Raw genomic sequence first — 17,206 nt, 5'->3', positions numbered from 1 at the left:
TAAGATTTAGTTAATTTCTCTGATTTTAATGTTTTTGTAAAACACGGAATCCCCGTGCTCCTGAAATAAAATAGCTCCTTTATCTTGGGCGCCATAACCCGGCCATTTCGCATGCTTGCTATGCGCAACCAATACGTTAAATATATTGCTCTTGCGCTCATATTCCAATACTTTAAACCCGTTCAACCAATGCTGAACAATGTTGTTTGGATATACGATGATACGCCCCTGATTCCATTCCCCAATTTTCTTTTGAAACCGCGCATCATTTTTGTTGGAAGGAATGATGTCATATAAACTGGCCAAGGTACGATTGCCAACAGTCCCTAATTTCGCATCCGGGTGTTTGGCATCATCTAGTACTTGATATTCTAATCCAATGGCCGACATCCCTGAGTTGTAGGTTTCGTTCACAAAATACTTCACACCTGAATTTGCGCCTTCTGTTAATTTGAAATCGAACGTTAATTCAAAACTTCCATATTGATCATTTGTCAAAATGTCGCCGCCATTGCCCGACTCTTTTCCTCCTTTTGAATTCACGTGCAAAGTTCCATCCTCAACCGTCCAAACAGACGGAGGAGCCGTTGTTTTAAACGCCGAGCGGAAACCCGTTAAATCTTTGCCATTGAATAATAATTTAAATCCAGCTGCTTTTTCTTGCTCAGATAAGGTATTCAAGGTATAATTCTCAACAACCGTTTTGCCATCATTCGGACGAGGCTGCATGTCCTTACCCGTCTGGATACGAATGTTTTTCCACATCACCTGCATGCCTGGTTTCATGTCACCATATATAGAATGCACCTGAAAAGCAATGAAACCTGTGGCAGTCATATCATCGACCAAATATGAAACAGGAATTTCATTGATCCATGTACGAATCGTATTTCCAATCGCCTCAATGCGGTAGTGATTCCAAACGTCCCCTAACTTAAATGCTTTCTTAGCTTCAGGCTTACCCTCGTTTTGAGATAACCAGCCACGACGGGATTCATCATAAATTCCACCAGACCAGCCACGTGCTGAAGGATCGATTTCGGCTTGATATCCATGTACGCGACCTTTTTGATATTCAGGGATAGAAAGGCTCCGGAACTGAACGCCAGAATTCATTCTGTTATCCACCTTAACATCGAATTCAAGGATAAAATCGCTGTAATCTTGTTCGGTGGCCATGAAAGAATTAGGCGTATTGGCTACGGTAGTTCCTACCATAACACCATCTTTCACTTCGTATTTTGCTTGACCATTTAGTTGTTTAAAACCATTGAAGGTTTTGCCATCAAATAGCTTAGTCCATTTTTGTGCTTGAGTTTGCAAAGAAATACACAAAAGCGCCGCGCTTAAGGCATAAAGTAATTGTTTTTTCATAGTTCTATTTTATTGTATCCTAAAGGTGGACCAACGGCGAAATTTACTCATTTATCTTGAAATAATTCTGTTCACTTGTAGGTGTTTATCAGGTTTAAAAATACTGAATGCCGAATAGGCACGATTTCCCACTATTCTATTACTTTTGTAGATTAATTTTACAAGCTGATGCAAAAACAAACGAAAGCGATTCGGATTCAAGCCGAGCGATCCCATAACCGCGAACATTCGGTACCTCTTTATTTAACATCTAGTTTTACATTCGATGATGCGGAAGAGGGAAGAGCGATTTTTGCCGAGGAAAAATCCGGTAACATTTACTCACGTTACATGAATCCCAATGTGGATGAATTCGTAGAGAAAATGGTGATGCTGGAGAACGCCGAGGATGGATTAGCTTTCTCTACAGGCATGGCAGCCATTTTTGCATCCATGGCTGGATTACTAAAAGCAGGCGATCATATTGTTGCCTCCAATGCTTTGTTCGGTTCATGCATCCAAATTTTGACAAAAATAACGGCCAAATGGGGCATCGAATGCACTTTTGTTCCTGGGGCAGATTTGAAGGCGTGGGAAACAGCTATTCAACCCAATACGAAATTTTTCTTTTGTGAATCACCTTCAAATCCCGGCTTAGAATTAATTGACCTACCGGCATTAGCTGCACTAAAAAAAGGACGCGATATTATTTTAGCCGTAGATAACTGCTTCGCTACGCCCATTTTACAGACACCGTTAGACGTAGGTGCCGACTTAGTTATTCACTCGGCAACGAAATACATCGATGGGCAAGGGCGCGTGTTAGGTGGTGTAATCTGTGGAAAGAAGATTTACATGGATGAGATTCGCTTTTTTGCGCGCCATACAGGTCCTTCGTTATCTCCATTTAACGCGTGGATTCTTTCTAAAAGTTTAGAATTATTAGACTTGCGGATGCAAAAGCATTCGGAAAATGCACAAGCTTTAGCCGAAGCTTTAGAAGGCCATACTGCTCTCGACACGGTAAAATACCCATTTTTGGCATCTCACCCCCAATATGAATTGGCAAAACGTCAAATGAAATATGGTGGCGGTATCCTAACAATCGATATCAAAGGTGGCTTCGAAAAAGTGGTTGCTTTTAGCAAAACTTTAAAAATCGCATCCATTTCACCTAATTTAGGCGATTCGCGTACGATCATTACCCACCCAGCATCTACCACGCATTCAAAATTACCTGCTGAAGAAAAAGCAGCCTTAGGAATTACCAATGGATTAGTGCGTATTGCTGTCGGGCTTGAATCCATCGATGACCTTAAAGCTGATTTCTTACAAGCCTTAAACGCGCTTAATTAATGTTGATCGCGCTCCTCATTTGCCTCGCTTTATTGACAGTCAATGTCATCATCTGCGTCTATGTTGAGCGTAAATTGTCAGCGTTTATCCAAGACCGTTTAGGTCCCATGGAAGTTGGCCACTGGGGTTTATTGCAGGTTTTTGCCGATTTGTTAAAGCTGATTCAAAAGGAAGATATCGTTCCAGCTTTGGCGCAAAGACGTTTATTTTTGCTTGCCCCTTGGATCATTTTTTTAGCTATTTTCAGCGCGTTTTCCGTCATCCCACTCAGTTCCGGAACTTGGCTCCAAGGCAGTCAAACCGAAATGGGCGTCATGTTATTTATGGGAATCGTTTCCTTGGATACGCTCGGAATTTTGTTGGCCGGCTGGACGTCCAACAATAAATTTTCGCTTTTAGGAGCTATTCGCTCTGTTGCCCAATTAGTTTCATTCGAAATTCCACTTGGCCTCACAATTTTATGTGTGGTCATGATTTCAGGAAGTTTGAATTTGCAGGTGATAGCGGGCCAACAAGGCATTTTTTCTCACGAGGTGCAGTATTTGTTTGGGTTAAAGGAACTGGGAATCGAAGTGCAGGAAATTGGGGGAATATTTGCGTGGAATGTGGTGCGCATGCCGTTCTTCTTTATCTTATTTATCATTTATTTTATCGCTTCTCTTGCTGAATCTAATCGGGCACCTTTTGATATTCCCGAAGCGGAATCTGAACTTGTCGGAGGTTTTCATACAGAATATGCCGGGATGCGCTGGGCTTTATTATTCTTGTCCGAATATGGTATGATGCTGCTTGTCAGTATTTTAGGTGTCATTTTGTTTTGGGGTGCCTGGTATTCTCCCTTGCCAAACGTGGGTTCTGCACGATTGGCTGATTGGACAAATGGAATTCCAGGGACGATTCAAGCTACCGTTTTAGGTTTCTTTTGGCTTATGGCCAAAACATATGTGCTCATCGCACTTCAAATGTGGATTCGCTGGACACTTCCCCGTGTGCGTGTAGATCAATTTATGTACTTGTGCTGGAAAGTACTCATTCCGTTTACGTTGGCGTTTGTCGCATTATCTGCCGTTTGGTCGCTACTCGGGTGACGATTGTCTGAGAATTTCTGTATCATTACCCTTTGCTATTTAGCTATTAATTTATGTATAAAACTTTTACCCGCCTATTGTTGCTGGGTTTATTCGGTGTTTACACGAATCTAAGTGCCCAAGAGTATATTCTTCCTTTGTTAAGTGGTCAAGTTATTGATGCGCAATCGGGCGAACCGCTGGTGGGCGCCGTCATTTCGGTCGACTTTAAAAAGACAGGTTCGATTTCTGATGCCAAAGGTCTCTACAAAATATCGCTTCCCGTAGGCGAATATGTCGTCAAAGTTAGTAATGTAGGATACAATCCTTTTCGTACTAAGGTTTACATCAAAGGCGATTTGACGCTTAATGTGGAGCTTAACGATGTGACAAAGCAGTTGGAGGAGGTTATTGTGTCTGCGTCAACAAACAAAAAAGATATTCAAACGCCTTCATTGGGCGTTACTGTCCTTAGTTTAAAAGGGATTAAAAAATTGCCCACCATGATGGGGGAAGTGGACGTCATTCGTAGCCTCCAATCGTTGCCTGGTGTTTCTTCCGTGGGCGAAGGGGCAAATGGTTTGAATATTCGAGGTAGCAACGTGGATCAAAACTTGATCTATATTGACGATACGCCTATTTTCAACCCGACACACATGTTCGGCCTATTCTCCGTTTTTGCATCAGATGCAATTCGGGATTTGGAACTATACAAAGGAGGAATTCCATCCCGATTTGGCGGTCGGACTGCTTCCGTACTCGATATTAAAATGATTGAGCCAAACACCGAAAAGTTTAAAATGCAAGGTGGAATTGGGTTGGTTTCGAACCGTATAATGGCTGAAATTCCAATCATCAAAGATAAATTATCCGTGCTTGTCGCAGGACGATTATCAGCGAATGATTTTTTATTCAAGGCTGTTGCCCCCGATAATCTAAAAAATATTCGGGCTAATTTCTCAGACATTGCGACTAAGATATATTTTAGGCCTAACGCGAAAAATACGATCTCCGTTTCAACGTACCTCAGCAACGATTATTACCGCGTAGATTCTTTATTTAGTATTGAGAACGTAGTTGCCAAGCAGACTTCCTTTGATTACGGACACAAAAATGCCTCATTTCACTGGAATCATTATTTCTCACCCAAATTAAATATGTTGGTGAGCGCGGCTTTATCCAACTACGTTACTAAAACCTATGCACCAGATTCCGTCAACACGATTGATCTGAATAGTTCTATTTTATACCGAAATGGCTCGCTCAGTTTTGACTATCAGCCAGTGGAAAAGCATAAGTTGAATTTTGGGGTATCCGTGACGCGGTACGATATCACCCCCGGAACTTTAAATGAAGGAATTGTTTCGCGTGTGTCAACAGTGAAATTGGACGATGAGCAATCGCTAGAAGCCGCAGTCTATGTGGATGATGAGTGGAAAATTAATGAGAAGTTGACCATTCAAGCTGGATTACGCTATACCCAATATTGGCGAATTGGTGCTGGAACAGTGAATACGTATTCACCCGATTTTATGCCTTCAATCAATACAATTGTCTCAAAGAAAACATACGAAGCAGGCGAGGTAATGGCCTCTTATGGCGGATTTGAACCACGTTTGACGATGAAATATTCATTGGCCGAGAATGCAACTATGAAATTGGGATATAACCGTCAGCAACAATTCTTCCAGTTGCTGTCGAATAACACGACGCCATTGCCAACTTCCCGTTGGAAAACCGCTGATTCTTTTATCAAACCCCAACAAAGTGATTTTGCGTCGATTGGCTTCTTTAAAACATTTAATGAAAATGTTTTTGAGATTTCTTTGGAGTCATATTATCGCCATGTGCGCAATACGTTAGATTTTGTGTCGGGGGCAAATTTACAGTTGAACCCCAACATTGAGACGCAATTAATCTCGGGGAAATCGAAAGCTTATGGATTTGAGGTGATGGTTCAAAAAAAGAAAGGCGAAAATTCGGGTTGGATATCTTATACTTATGCCCGCGCTTTCAATCAGATGATTGGTGATTTTCCAGAGATTCAGTCGATTAACCGAGGTAACTGGTTTGCTACAAACTATGATAAGCCACACTCATTTAATGTCATGTGGAATATTCAGCCTACGACACACCATAGTTTCTCTTTTACATTTGCGTATAATACAGGCCGACCATTCTCTTCGCCATCGGGTAGTTATGAGATTGGCGGAAAGAAATACCCTGTTTTTGCAGAGCGGAATAATGACCGAATTCGAGATTATCATCGCTTAGATTTCTCTTGGACGATAAATAATCCTTCAATGAAACATAAGCGCTGGGAGGGAAGCTGGGTGTTTACGGTATATAATTTATATGGACGTCAAAATCCATATTCCGTATTCTTTAAGTCAACCAAAAATGGCTTGAAAGCATATGAACTAAGTGTTTTTGCGTCTCCTTTTGTTTCGATGACCTACAACTTTAAATTTTTATAGCAATGCCTATTAAATATATACCCTTATTTTTTGCTGCTTTTTTGTTTTCATGCGTACAGCCTATTGAAAATTTTGTTCAGAAAGATTCAAATTCGTACATGACCATTGAAGCAGATATAGCAGATGATCCTGAATTATGTAAAATCCGTATTACAGGCTCTGCAAATCGCATTTTATCTGTTTTGTCGCAACCAGTTACGAAAGCGGAGGTCTATATCCTAGACAATAATGGCGTAAAGACTATATTTAAAGAAGCCGCTAAGCCATTAGGTACGTATTTACCTCCCGCTGGATTTGTGGGCAAAGTAGGCGCTTCGTATAAACTTTTTGTTCGTACCCTGATAGGTAATCAGTACGAGAGTACGGTCGAAACCATGAAGGCTGTTCCCGAAATAGAAAATACCATTGTCCGTTTTGAGGCGTTTGAACAATATGCCAAAGTTGACCCACGTCGTGCTGGTTTCACTGTGTATTTGGATTTTAAAGACTTGCCAAATCAAGGAGACTACTACATGTGGAACTGGAAACATTATGAAAAAGCTCAGATTTGTAAGACCTGCACGGATGGAGCGCGATTTGATTTTGTACGTACGCTCGATTGTGTGGCGCCTCGTTTTCCCAATGACAATATTTTGAATTATCTGTGTGATGGAAATTGTTGGGATATATCAACCAATAATGATTTGAATGTATTTTCTGATGTGCTGACGAATGGGCAGCGGGTGGTGGGCCGACAAGTCGCGCGGTTGCCATTTGATGGGTATGGTTTTTATTATTTCCGATTAGAGCAGCGTTCTGTGACGAAGAATACCTACAGTTTTTATCAATCGTTGATTTCGTCCGTGCAGTCAAGTGGATCTCTATTTGATGTTCCCGCTGAAACACGATTTAGTTTAAATATTAAATCGGTCACGAAACCTGAGGAGCGTGTTTTAGGTATATTTAATGTCTTTTCTGTGCGTAAGAAAATCTTTAACATTGATCGACGTATTGGTGTTCCAGAAGGATATACGCCAATTACTTTTTCGGTTCCAGGTGAAATTTATTCTTGCCCTCCAGGTTCAGCCAATTGCCAGGATAGAACGCCTTGTGTAGAAGGATCAACGCGAACAAAAATCACTCCAGAAGGTTGGGTATTCTAATTTTTTAGGCCAAATTTGCGTTATGATTGGAGTTCTGCTTGTAAATTTGGGTACACCGGATAATCCGAAAACCCCCGCTGTTCGTAAATATTTACGCGAATTTTTAATGGATGGTCGAGTAATCGATTTTCCCTATATTTTTCGAACAATCCTCGTTAATGGAATCATCGCACCTTTTCGTGCGCCAAAATCCGCTAAGATCTACCAAGAATTGTGGGATGAACGCGGTTCACCCCTCAAATATTATGGGGAAGATGTAGCTCGAGATTTGCAGGTTCAACTAGGAGATGCCTATTATGTACGTTTAGCCATGCGTTATCAGTCTCCTGATATGAAATCAGCTTTAGCTGATATGCAATCTAAGGGGCTTAAAAAGCTAATCATTATTCCTTTCTTTCCACAATATGCCTCTGCAACGACTGGTTCGGTGTATGAGCGGGTGATGGAATTAATGAAAGATTGGCAAATTATGCCAGATCTTTCACTAGTGAGCTATTTCTATGATCATCCTGCATTTGCCAAATATTTCGCTTCCAAAGCTGCGAATTATCAAAAGGATGTTGATTTTGACTATTATTTATTCTCGTATCACGGAGTTCCTGAACGTCACATTCGCAAAGGAGATTACTCCAAAAACACCTGTGTGTTTGGAACTTGTTGTGAGTCCATTACCGAAAAAAATCATGGTTGTTACCGTGCGCAATGTCATGAAACGACTCGTAGGATCGCTGCTGAAATGGGCTTAAAGCCAGGGACATTTAGTACTGCTTTTCAAAGCCGACTAGGTCGTGATCCGTGGTTACAACCATATACGGATGAAACCATCAAAAAATTAGTAGCTGAGGGAAAGAAGAAAATTCTTGCATTTTCTCCGGCATTCGTCTCAGATTGTCTAGAAACCACGATTGAAGTAGGTGAGGAATACAAAGAATTGTTTGAGGAAGCGGGTGGCGAACATTGGCAGTTGGTGGAAAGCCTAAACAATTCCCCGGAGTGGGTAGGTATTTTAGAGGACCTGGTTAAAAAATCATAACATGCTTTATTTAATTTTAAGCGTCATTTTCTCCGTGCTTTTGCTGGTGAATTTTAGAGCGCACGCGCGCTTTCAAGTGGATACGCGTATAGCGATTCTGTTGAATTATCCGGTTTGCTTTTTAACGGCCTACTTTCACCAACCGTCTGCCATTCCGTTTCATTGGCCCGCGGCAACAGATACTATGTTGTTAATGGCGATGGGTATTGGATTTGTGATTACGTTTTTGCTTTCTGGATTCTCGACACAGAAGAATGGCATGGCGCCTACGTCGCTGGCCAATAATATTTCGTTGGTGATTCCGGTGCTCATCAATTTGTTTATTCTGAAAACGGGTGGTGAAATCACGTGGTCGATTGCGGCGGGATTAGCGTTCTCATTTGCGGCGATTTATTTCTGTAGTCCGCAGGTAGATGCGTCGAGTGATTCGAAACCCGTTGTTGCCTTGTTATTAGCCGTATTTGTAGCTTATGGGCTAACAAATACGCTTTTTAGTTATTTGAACAGCACTTTGACTGCGCAAGTTGGCGGTACACTTCCCTTCATCATGATGTTGTTGATCGGCTCGATGGCTAGTTCATTGATCGTGCTTGTTTGGAAGTCGGCGAACGGCACCCTCAACTGGAATCGCAATTCCGTTCTAGCTTCCATCCCGTTGGGCTTACCCAATTTCTTCTCCTTCTACTTCCTTTTGAAGGCATTGGACGCATACCAAAACAATGCGGCGGTGGTATTGACTATGTATAATTTGAGTGTTATTTTACTAAGTGCGGTTACGGCCTATGTGTTTTTCAAGGAGCGCTTGACGCGCAAACAATGGCTGGGTTTAGCGGTGGGTTGTGTGGGGATCGCGCTATTGAATGGCTTGTAGAGACGCGATACTTCGCGTCTAGAGTTTCTTTGGCAAACCTTACAGGATTGCCAAAGTTTGAGGCGTTTTTGACGCCGATTTCTTAAAAAAAATGAAAAAAGACGCGAAGTATCGCGTCTCTAGACACTCTTCCAAAGAAAACACCTCTTATTTCTTATCTCTTACCTCTCACCTCATTTAAAGCACATTCGCCGTTTGCTCCTTGATCTTCTCCAACTCATCTTTCATGTTCACTACTAAACGCTGAATCTGCGAGTCATTTGCCTTCGATCCGATCGTGTTAATTTCCCGACCAATCTCCTGTGCCATGAAGTTTAATTTCTTGCCATTTCCTTCCGCTAGGATATCGATGAAGTAGCCTAAATGGGTATTTAAACGCACTTTTTCCTCCGATATGTCGAACTTTTCGATGTAATAAACAACTTCTTGCTCGAAACGATTTTTGTCGAAATCTTCATTCAATCCTAATTCTAAAAGCGACTTTTTCATGCGCTCCCGGATACCCGGCATACGCACTAAATCTTGTTCTGTTACCTGCTGTAATCCCGATGCGATCGAAGCAATATATTCTCTGAATTTATCTTCAACAATCTTTCCCTCGCGCGCGCGGAATTCCTTGCACTCAGCTACAGCCTCTTGAATTGCCTCGTAAATCACCTGCCATAATGCTTCGATTTCCTCTTCAGATTCTTCTTTCGTCTCTTGTGAAATACTTGACGGAACATTCAATGCCTGTAAATACAAGGCTCCTTCATCGACATTCGATACGCCTAAGTCGGCCGCCACACGCTTCAACTCCGCATAATACAACGCAATATGTCCCTGCGGCAAAATGCTTACCTCGCCACCATCGTGATTCTTTTGAATCTGTAAACTCAATTCGATTTTTCCACGCTCTAATTGCTGCGTTAAAAAATTGCGAATTTCAATCTCACGAGCGGAAATGGATTTGGGGAGCCGACAAAATATATCGGTAAACTTCGAGTTTAAGGTTTTAACCTCCACACGTATTTGAAGCTCCTGCACCTCTTTTTGGGATTTCCCAAAACCTGTCATCGAATAAATCATACTGCTTCTTTTTTATGTTGTTTGAGGGTTAGAAAAATGGCTAGGCCAATAAATGCCAATAACCCTATCGATGAGGCCGCATCCACCCGATTGCCTAATGCTACCGATTTTGGCGCAAATTTAAACTCAATTGTATGCTTACCCGCAGGGACCGATAATCCCCTTAAAATATAATTGGCCCGAACATGCGCAACCTCTTTTCCATCAATAAATGATTTCCAATCCACATTTCCCCGGTAATAAATCTCAGAAAAAACAACAAAACCCGCTTGCGCACTTTCACTCGTATAAACCAATTCATTTGGCTTGTAGCTTGTTAACGCAATCACGCCCGTTTGTGTCGAATCAAAAGCAACCACATTCGCTCGGTCAACTTCTTCGATAATTGCCGACTCCCCAGGATTGAATTCGCCTACTGCCGCTAAAGCCCCATCTGCATCTTTTGTCCAAATAGCTTGCTTCACAAACCACGCATTTCCTAAAGCGGACGGATTTACCTGTGCCGTTGGCCTTCCTGCCGAATCTGCGCCTATGATGTATTTGGTATTTAACATGTTCAGCACCGACATCTGTGCAGGGCTTCCAGCAAAATACTTCTCAATTAATTCTTGGTACCGACGTAGTTTGGCGCCGTGGTAGCCACCCACCGACTGATGGTAAAAGCTTGTGGTGGCATCATTCATAAAGGATACCGTCGAGTTTAATACGCGATACGTCCCTTTATCCGACAGAATTTGCTCATTCACCGGGCTTGGTAAAATCTGTTCCTCTAACGTACTTTTAGATACAAAGGCCTCTTTGCCAAAATAACGTTTGGCAACAGGCGTCAAATCAAATATGCCGAGTAAAATAAAGGCAGACATCCAGACTGCCTTTTTAACGTTTTTATACGTTGACGCAACGAGCAATCCTGCCCCAATCAAAATAATAACTAAACTGCGAATCGCATCTGAACGGAATAATGACATTCGATCTGTACGAATACTCGTCCAAATCGCTTGATTCATCCCAGCATCTTCCACGATTCCTGCGCCATCTTGCACCCCTTTGAAATCAAAAAATAAATCAGGTAATGCAGCAAAAAGTAGACAAATTCCTGCCGACAATCCAAGTGCATAAAATAGTGGCTTTTTGATTTCAGCCAGATTAGGCTTTAGTTTCGCCAAACGAATCAACCCTAAAATTCCCAAACCCACAAATGCCAACTGCACAAACGAAAGCACCATCGTGATTGCCCGGAATTTATTGAACATAGGCACATAATCAAACCAGACATAGTTTAAGGCAAAATTCTTGCCCCAAGACATAGTCAGAAATAATATTGCCGTTCCAATCAACCACCATTTCTCCGCTGTACGAATGTAAAAGGCCGCAAATAAAAATAAGAAAACCACGAGCGCACCGGCATAGGCAGGTCCTGCCGTGAAACTTTGTTCTCCCCAATAGGTAGGCCCTTTCTCCACAAATCCCAAAACTTGCTCCTCCGGGAAACCGGCATCCACCATGGTTTTGAAAGTCGCCGACTTAGTACCACCTAAATCCCCTTGCGAAGCTCCCCCTTTAAAATTTGGTATAAATAAAGTACCCGTTTCCGATAATCCATACGACCAATCGAACGCGTAGCCTTTGTCTAATCCATTTCCCCGCGCGGCATTTGCCTTTAATTCAGATTTTCCACGCGTTGTCTCTTTACTGTAATCGTAGTTGTTCCAAAGGCGCATGCTATGTGTTCCAATCGCCAAGGCCAGTCCCAAACCAAGCAATGCACCGCGCTGAAACCAGTCACTTAAAGTCTTGGTTTGAATCGCTAAAATAATCGTGTAAAGCTTGTAAGCGCCAATAATGAAAAATAAATAATACGTAATCTGGACGTGGTTGGCATACAATTCCAGCGACATCGCCAGCGAAAAGACGGCCGCTCCCATCCATTTATATTTACCCCAACACATGCGAACGCCAGCTAAAACCATTGGTGCATAGGCCAATGCTAACACTTTAGAGGTATGACCCGCCGGGATAATAACCATGTTGTACGTCGCAAACGCGTAAAAAACAGATCCCGCAAATCCAAGTAGGGGTGAGGCACCAAAAGCCCATAGAAAAATGTACATTCCCAGCAATTGGAGTATCAATAAATTGACCGGTGTAGGGAATAAATTGGTAATAAAACTACCTAAATAGCTTGAAATGCTATACGGGTAGGAACCGGAAATTTGGTACGTAGGCATCCCCCCAAACATGGAGTTTGTCCACCAAGCATCCGTCCCCGTAGATTTTTTAAATTGAATGCTCTCCTGAGCCGCCGCCTGAGCTTGTTGAATATCGTGCTGAACCAATACCTTTCCCTGCAAAACAGGTCCGCAGTATATGTAGGCCATGATAATAAAGCCAAGAATAACAAGTCCATGTGGGACAAAGGAGCGCAAATCAATTTTCATAGGATGCTATTGAATACTTACCAATTCCAATTCAAATGTTAAATCACGACCAGCTAAAGGATGGTTCGCGTCCAACGTTACATGTGTTTCTGTCAAATCAGTAATCACCACCTCAACCACTTGTCCACCATCTTGATGCATGCTCAACGAAGCCCCCAATTCCAATTCAATATGTTCTGGAATCTGCGTACGCTCAATAGTCAAAGCGTTTTCTGGCGAATGCTCGCCATACGCTTCTGCCGCCGGAATCACAATTGTTTTTTTCTCGCCAATGACCATACCCGTCACACCATCATCAAATCCTTTGATGACCATACCCGAACCTAATTGAAATTCTAATGGAGTGCGGCCAACCGATGAATCAAAAATAGAACCATCATCGTGTTTTCCTGTGTAATGTACGGCAACCTTGTCGCCCGTTTTAGCTAATGACATACGTGTAAATTTAACCTTAGGCGCTAGACCCTAAGCATATTATTGAGTAGTAAATGAAATGGACTCAAGTCTCTAGCCTCTTGGGTCGAACATAAGCCGTAAAGTTCACTAATTTTTTTCCTTTTTCATAGAGGAAATGGGCCGACAGTAAAGATTTAGGTAGTTGTTCGAAAGCGTATCTCCCAAATACTTGGCCGTTTCGAAATCTGAGCAAGCTTCATCAAAAAGCCCAATGTTCACAAGTTTTACACCACGGTTATAATAGGCTTCCGGCCAATAGGGTTCCAAGTCAATGGCGCGCGAAAAATCATCTATCGATCCTCGGTTATTTCCATAGAGTGACTTGAAATACGCGCGGTAAAAATAATAGTTCGGTTGATTTTCGTCCAACTTAATTGCGCGCGTCAAATCCGCTATCGCGCCCAAATGATTGTCTAGAAAGCCGCGACTCAATCCGCGTGCAAAATAAATATCTGAATTACGTGGATTGCGATCTAAGGCAAAATTAAAGGATTCAACAGCCTCTTTGTATTGGCCCTTCTTGAGCTGACGGATGCCTAGATTGTATTCCGACTGGCAAGCAAACAGCAAGCTGATGACCAATAAAATCCCAATGAACCGCATGCTACTTAAATTGTATAATTGAAATTCCCGCACCACCTCGGTCGGCATGTTCATCCTGCACCGACTTAATTTCGCGGTAGCGTTTGAGTTGCTCCTTGACCAGCGCACGTAAAATGCCGTCACCTTTCCCGTGCAAAATATGTACTTCCGGAACGCCCAATAAAATGGCATCGTTCATGTATTGATCTAAAATTACATAGACTTCTTCACCACGTTTTCCACGCACATCAAGTGTTAATGTGAACTGAGCCATCCGACTATTCATATCAATGCCCTTCATGGCTACGCGCGTGGCCTTTTCAGCTTTGGGTGTCGCAGCCTTTTCCAGGCGATTTAATTTGATTGTGCTGCGTATTGAGCCGAGAGCAACCACGGCATCTTTGCCTTTTAATTCGAGCACCTGCCCAACCGCCCCTTCGCCATCAGCTTGCTTGATAGCCACCCAAGAACCTACTTCAATTATACCCACAATAGGTTTAGCAGGCGCCGGTTTTGGCTCATTTTTCTTCACTGGATTGGCCAATTTTTCGGTAGCAAATTCAGTCAATGTGTTTCGAATTGCCTTCGTAGCCTCTTTCTCTGCAGATTTCTCCTTAATCTCCCGAATGGTTTGTTCGATCTTTTGGTTGGCATCTTTAATGAGTTGTTTCGCTTCCGCTTTGGCGGAATTCAATAGCCGTTTTTGGTCTTCCTCCAGTAATTGCTTGAGGCTGGAATATTGTTCTTTGATGCGTTCTGCTTGCGCTAATTGCGCCGCTAAACTACTGTTTTTGCTTTCCCAAATTTGCTTTTCCGTCTCCGTTTCCATCAACAGCTTATCGAAATCTACTTGGTTTTTGCCCAGTTTTTTCCGTGCATTTTCGATGATTTGCGTAGGTAGACCTATTTTCTGGGCTATTTCAAAAGCAAACGAACTACCCGGTTTCCCCATATCCAAAATGAATTGAGGCTCTAAATGGGTCGTGTCATAACGCATCGCTGCATTAAATAAACCTGCCTTGCGATCCGCCAAACTCTTCAAATTGCCAAAGTGCGTGTTAATGGCGCCATAGGAACCTTTATCGGCCAATTTCTCCAAGATCGATTCCGCAATCGCCCCACCCAGTGAAGGTTCGGTACCGGTTCCAAATTCATCAACTAGCAATAGGGTTTTTTCCTGCGCATGTTGCAAGAAATAGCGCATGTTGCTCAAGTGCGAGCTGTAGGTACTGAGTTCGTTTTCTAGATTTTGCTCGTCGCCCATATCTAGAAAAATCTGATCGAAGAATCCCATCGTTGACCCTTCAGCTACCGGTACTAAACAGCCGGCTTGAAACAAATATTGTAACAATCCGATGGTACTTAACGTCACTGATTTACCACCAGCATTAGGTCCTGAAACGACCATGATGCGTTTTTGTGCATCTAAGGTAATGTCTAGCGGTTTGATTTTTTTGCCAATTTTCACCAGTGATTCTTCCAATATCGGATGTCTAGCCGCGCGCCACTTCACATGGGGTGTCGCTTGAATATGTGGCAAAATAGCATCATGTTCGATGGCCCATACGGCTTTAGCTCGGACAAAATCGATCACGCCTAACCATTGAAACCAGGCGGCGAGCATGGGAACTAAGGGACGCACACGATCCGATAATCGGCTTAAAATCTGAATAATCTCACGTCGTTCCGCAGACTCGAGTGACTTAATTTCGTTGTTTAAAACAAGGGCATCGGCAGGTTCTAGGTAAACAGTTTTCCCTGTATCCGATTCGTCTTGGACGAATCCTTTGATTTTTCGCTTGTGCTCGGCAGCTAATGGGATGACCATACGGCCATTCCGCAAGGTCAACGAAAAGTCTTTGCTTACCCAGCCTTCCTTGTAGGCTTGTTGGATGTATGAATCTAGTTTTTTACGCAGATTTTGTTCCTCAGCAAAACGTTTCCGACGCAAATCACCCAGGGCAGGAGAGGCCGTTTCTTTGATTTGACCATTCACGTCAAAAACACGGTCGAGCTCTTGAATAAGCGGAATAATTTGACGGAAATCTAATTCCATCTCCGTTTCCTTCGCTTGGTATTGTTGGGTTATGCGCTTGATTTCAGGAAATTTTTCAGCATCCAAATTCGTAAAAAAGCGAATCATCTGCACTAAAATATCCAGTCCACGGTGCCAATCTCGCCAGTCTTCCGGCGTCAAATAATGTCCTTCTAAACTTAATGGCGCAAACCAAGCACGTAAATCGTAATAATCTTGTTGGGGCCATTCGCCCCCATGTTCCGCCATGATTTGTTTCATCTCATGTACTTGCGTAACCCAAGATGTAACGACGGAATGGCGCGTAGAAAATTTCATTTTGGCTGCAAATTCAGCACCCATGGGGCTGAGGCAAGCCTGCGAGATGTCTCGTTGTATGTGATCAAAACCTAATTTTTCAGCAATATTTTCTGGGTAATTCATAGCTGATAAAAGGCTTTAATTTTTTCGATAAGTGCGTCATTTATTTTCCAATAACTTTCGCGGGTCCAACCTGCAACGTGCGGACTGAAAATAGTTTGTGGAAAGGCTGAAATAGCTCTAAAACGGCCCTTTTCCGCGTCCGACCACCTCGCAACTTGCTCGTTAGGTAATACGTCCAAGGCCAGTCCAATTAGTTGGCCTGATTGCAATCCAGCTAAAATAGCATCCAATGAACAAATGGCACCGCGCGAGCTATTCATCAGAATGAATGGTTTTTTAAATTTGGAGATAAACTCCTGGTTCACCATGTCGCGCGTTTCACCCGTTAACGGTACATGCAACGAAAGTATATCGGCCTGCTCAAAAATATCCTCCAAGCTATGCGTAGCCGGGGCATATTTATCATAAGCCATAATTTGCATATCAAAACCTTGCAATTTTTTAGCGAGGCTTTGGCCCATATTTCCATAGCCTATGATTCCAATTGTTTTACCTTGTAATTCCCAACCGCGATTTCCTTCGCGATTCCAGTTTCCTGCGCGCACTTCTGAATCTGCCGTATTTATTTTTCGTGCGATACTTAGTAATTGGCCAATCACATGTTCGCCCACGGCATCCCGATTGCCTTCGTTGGCACTAAAAACGGCAATCCCATTTGCTTCGCAATATTCAAGATCAATTAAGTCTAATCCTGCCCCTGCACGGGCAATGAATTCCAAAGATCCGGTGGAGATAAATTCAGCTGTAAGCGGTAATTTGGAACGTAGTACCAGACCTTGATATCCTTGAATATCTACTTCTGACGCGCTTAAAAATGGCTTTTCGTCCACATCTAAACCTAATGTGCGCAACTCTTTCGCTAGGGAAGGGTGTACCTCATCGATGATTAAGACGCGTTTCGCCAT

The 17,206-nt window shown here is 42.6% G+C and carries 13 protein-coding genes; 6 read left to right on the top strand and 7 right to left on the bottom strand.

The window, feature by feature from the left end; all coding sequences use genetic code 11:
* Positions 1 to 6: 6 nt before the first annotated feature.
* Entirely contained in the window at positions 7 to 1,374 is a 1,368-nt protein-coding gene (locus ACIQ6T_RS03780) for a DUF1080 domain-containing protein (protein ID WP_395784385.1), read from the bottom strand.
* 168 nt (positions 1,375 to 1,542) lie between these two features.
* Between ACIQ6T_RS03780 and ACIQ6T_RS03775 the strand changes: the two genes are divergently transcribed.
* From ACIQ6T_RS03775 to ACIQ6T_RS03750, 6 genes are read left to right on the top strand one after another with little or no spacing between them, the layout of a single operon-like run.
* Entirely contained in the window at positions 1,543 to 2,709 is a 1,167-nt protein-coding gene (locus tag ACIQ6T_RS03775) for a trans-sulfuration enzyme family protein (protein ID WP_395784383.1), read from the top strand.
* Positions 2,709 to 3,797 carry an NADH-quinone oxidoreductase subunit H gene (locus ACIQ6T_RS03770; protein ID WP_395784381.1) on the top strand — a complete coding sequence of 363 codons (1,089 nt, stop codon included), beginning with the start codon at positions 2,709 to 2,711 and terminating at the stop codon, positions 3,795 to 3,797. The genes ACIQ6T_RS03775 and ACIQ6T_RS03770 overlap by 1 nt, the downstream gene beginning before the upstream one ends.
* A gap of 53 nt (positions 3,798 to 3,850) precedes the next feature.
* Positions 3,851 to 6,253 carry a TonB-dependent receptor domain-containing protein gene (locus ACIQ6T_RS03765; protein WP_395784379.1) on the top strand — a complete coding sequence of 801 codons (2,403 nt, stop codon included), beginning with the start codon at positions 3,851 to 3,853 and terminating at the stop codon, positions 6,251 to 6,253.
* Positions 6,254 to 6,255: 2 nt separating this feature from the next.
* Positions 6,256 to 7,395 carry a DUF4249 domain-containing protein gene (locus ACIQ6T_RS03760; protein WP_395784377.1) on the top strand — a complete coding sequence of 380 codons (1,140 nt, stop codon included), beginning with the start codon at positions 6,256 to 6,258 and terminating at the stop codon, positions 7,393 to 7,395.
* 22 nt (positions 7,396 to 7,417) lie between these two features.
* A complete protein-coding gene (gene hemH / locus ACIQ6T_RS03755; RefSeq protein WP_395784375.1) occupies positions 7,418 to 8,428 on the top strand; it encodes a ferrochelatase in 1,011 nt (336 codons plus the stop codon).
* Position 8,429: 1 nt separating this feature from the next.
* Positions 8,430 to 9,299, top strand: coding sequence for an EamA family transporter (locus tag ACIQ6T_RS03750; protein ID WP_395784373.1), 870 nt, complete (start codon positions 8,430 to 8,432; stop codon positions 9,297 to 9,299).
* 177 nt (positions 9,300 to 9,476) lie between these two features.
* On the opposite strand, the gene ACIQ6T_RS03745 is transcribed toward ACIQ6T_RS03750, so the two are convergent.
* The 6 genes from ACIQ6T_RS03745 to ACIQ6T_RS03720 form a co-directional block, all read right to left on the bottom strand.
* Complete coding sequence (locus ACIQ6T_RS03745) at positions 9,477 to 10,367, bottom strand: YicC/YloC family endoribonuclease (RefSeq protein WP_395784371.1); 891 nt, start codon at positions 10,365 to 10,367, stop codon at positions 9,477 to 9,479.
* Complete coding sequence (locus tag ACIQ6T_RS03740; RefSeq protein ID WP_395784369.1) at positions 10,364 to 12,805, bottom strand: hypothetical protein; 2,442 nt, start codon at positions 12,803 to 12,805, stop codon at positions 10,364 to 10,366. The genes ACIQ6T_RS03745 and ACIQ6T_RS03740 overlap by 4 nt, the downstream gene beginning before the upstream one ends.
* A 6-nt stretch (positions 12,806 to 12,811) precedes the next feature.
* Positions 12,812 to 13,240 (bottom strand): peptidylprolyl isomerase, encoded by a 429-nt coding sequence (locus ACIQ6T_RS03735; protein WP_395784367.1) that lies wholly within the window; start codon positions 13,238 to 13,240, stop codon positions 12,812 to 12,814.
* 108 nt (positions 13,241 to 13,348) lie between these two features.
* Complete coding sequence (locus tag ACIQ6T_RS03730) at positions 13,349 to 13,864, bottom strand: tetratricopeptide repeat protein (RefSeq protein ID WP_395784365.1); 516 nt, start codon at positions 13,862 to 13,864, stop codon at positions 13,349 to 13,351.
* A 1-nt stretch (position 13,865) separates the two neighbouring features.
* On the bottom strand, positions 13,866 to 16,301 hold the full coding sequence (locus ACIQ6T_RS03725; protein ID WP_395784363.1) for an endonuclease MutS2: 2,436 nt from the start codon (positions 16,299 to 16,301) through the stop codon (positions 13,866 to 13,868).
* Positions 16,298 to 17,206 (bottom strand): NAD(P)-dependent oxidoreductase, encoded by a 909-nt coding sequence (locus ACIQ6T_RS03720; RefSeq protein ID WP_395784361.1) that lies wholly within the window; start codon positions 17,204 to 17,206, stop codon positions 16,298 to 16,300. Before ACIQ6T_RS03720 ends, ACIQ6T_RS03725 begins: the two co-directional genes overlap by 4 nt.

The organism is Aquirufa sp., assembly GCF_044377215.1.
Lineage (GTDB): Bacteria > Bacteroidota > Bacteroidia > Cytophagales > Spirosomataceae > Aquirufa.
This window is presented reverse-complemented; position numbering and strand designations above follow the sequence as displayed.

What these genes read in the sequence shown, in the direction of transcription:
- ACIQ6T_RS03780 (WP_395784385.1), bottom strand. Translation starts at nt 1,374, where the DNA reads ATGAAAAAACAATTACTTTATGCCTTAAGCGCGGCGCTTTTGTGTATT.
- ACIQ6T_RS03775 (WP_395784383.1), top strand. Translation starts at nt 1,543, where the DNA reads ATGCAAAAACAAACGAAAGCGATTCGGATTCAAGCCGAGCGATCCCAT.
- ACIQ6T_RS03770 (WP_395784381.1), top strand. Translation starts at nt 2,709, where the DNA reads ATGTTGATCGCGCTCCTCATTTGCCTCGCTTTATTGACAGTCAATGTC.
- ACIQ6T_RS03765 (WP_395784379.1), top strand. Translation starts at nt 3,851, where the DNA reads ATGTATAAAACTTTTACCCGCCTATTGTTGCTGGGTTTATTCGGTGTT.
- ACIQ6T_RS03760 (WP_395784377.1), top strand. Translation starts at nt 6,256, where the DNA reads ATGCCTATTAAATATATACCCTTATTTTTTGCTGCTTTTTTGTTTTCA.
- hemH (WP_395784375.1), top strand. Translation starts at nt 7,418, where the DNA reads ATGATTGGAGTTCTGCTTGTAAATTTGGGTACACCGGATAATCCGAAA.
- ACIQ6T_RS03750 (WP_395784373.1), top strand. Translation starts at nt 8,430, where the DNA reads ATGCTTTATTTAATTTTAAGCGTCATTTTCTCCGTGCTTTTGCTGGTG.
- ACIQ6T_RS03745 (WP_395784371.1), bottom strand. Translation starts at nt 10,367, where the DNA reads ATGATTTATTCGATGACAGGTTTTGGGAAATCCCAAAAAGAGGTGCAG.
- ACIQ6T_RS03740 (WP_395784369.1), bottom strand. Translation starts at nt 12,805, where the DNA reads ATGAAAATTGATTTGCGCTCCTTTGTCCCACATGGACTTGTTATTCTT.
- ACIQ6T_RS03735 (WP_395784367.1), bottom strand. Translation starts at nt 13,240, where the DNA reads ATGTCATTAGCTAAAACGGGCGACAAGGTTGCCGTACATTACACAGGA.
- ACIQ6T_RS03730 (WP_395784365.1), bottom strand. Translation starts at nt 13,864, where the DNA reads ATGCGGTTCATTGGGATTTTATTGGTCATCAGCTTGCTGTTTGCTTGC.
- ACIQ6T_RS03725 (WP_395784363.1), bottom strand. Translation starts at nt 16,301, where the DNA reads ATGAATTACCCAGAAAATATTGCTGAAAAATTAGGTTTTGATCACATA.
- ACIQ6T_RS03720 (WP_395784361.1), bottom strand. Translation starts at nt 17,206, where the DNA reads ATGGCGAAACGCGTCTTAATCATCGATGAGGTACACCCTTCCCTAGCG.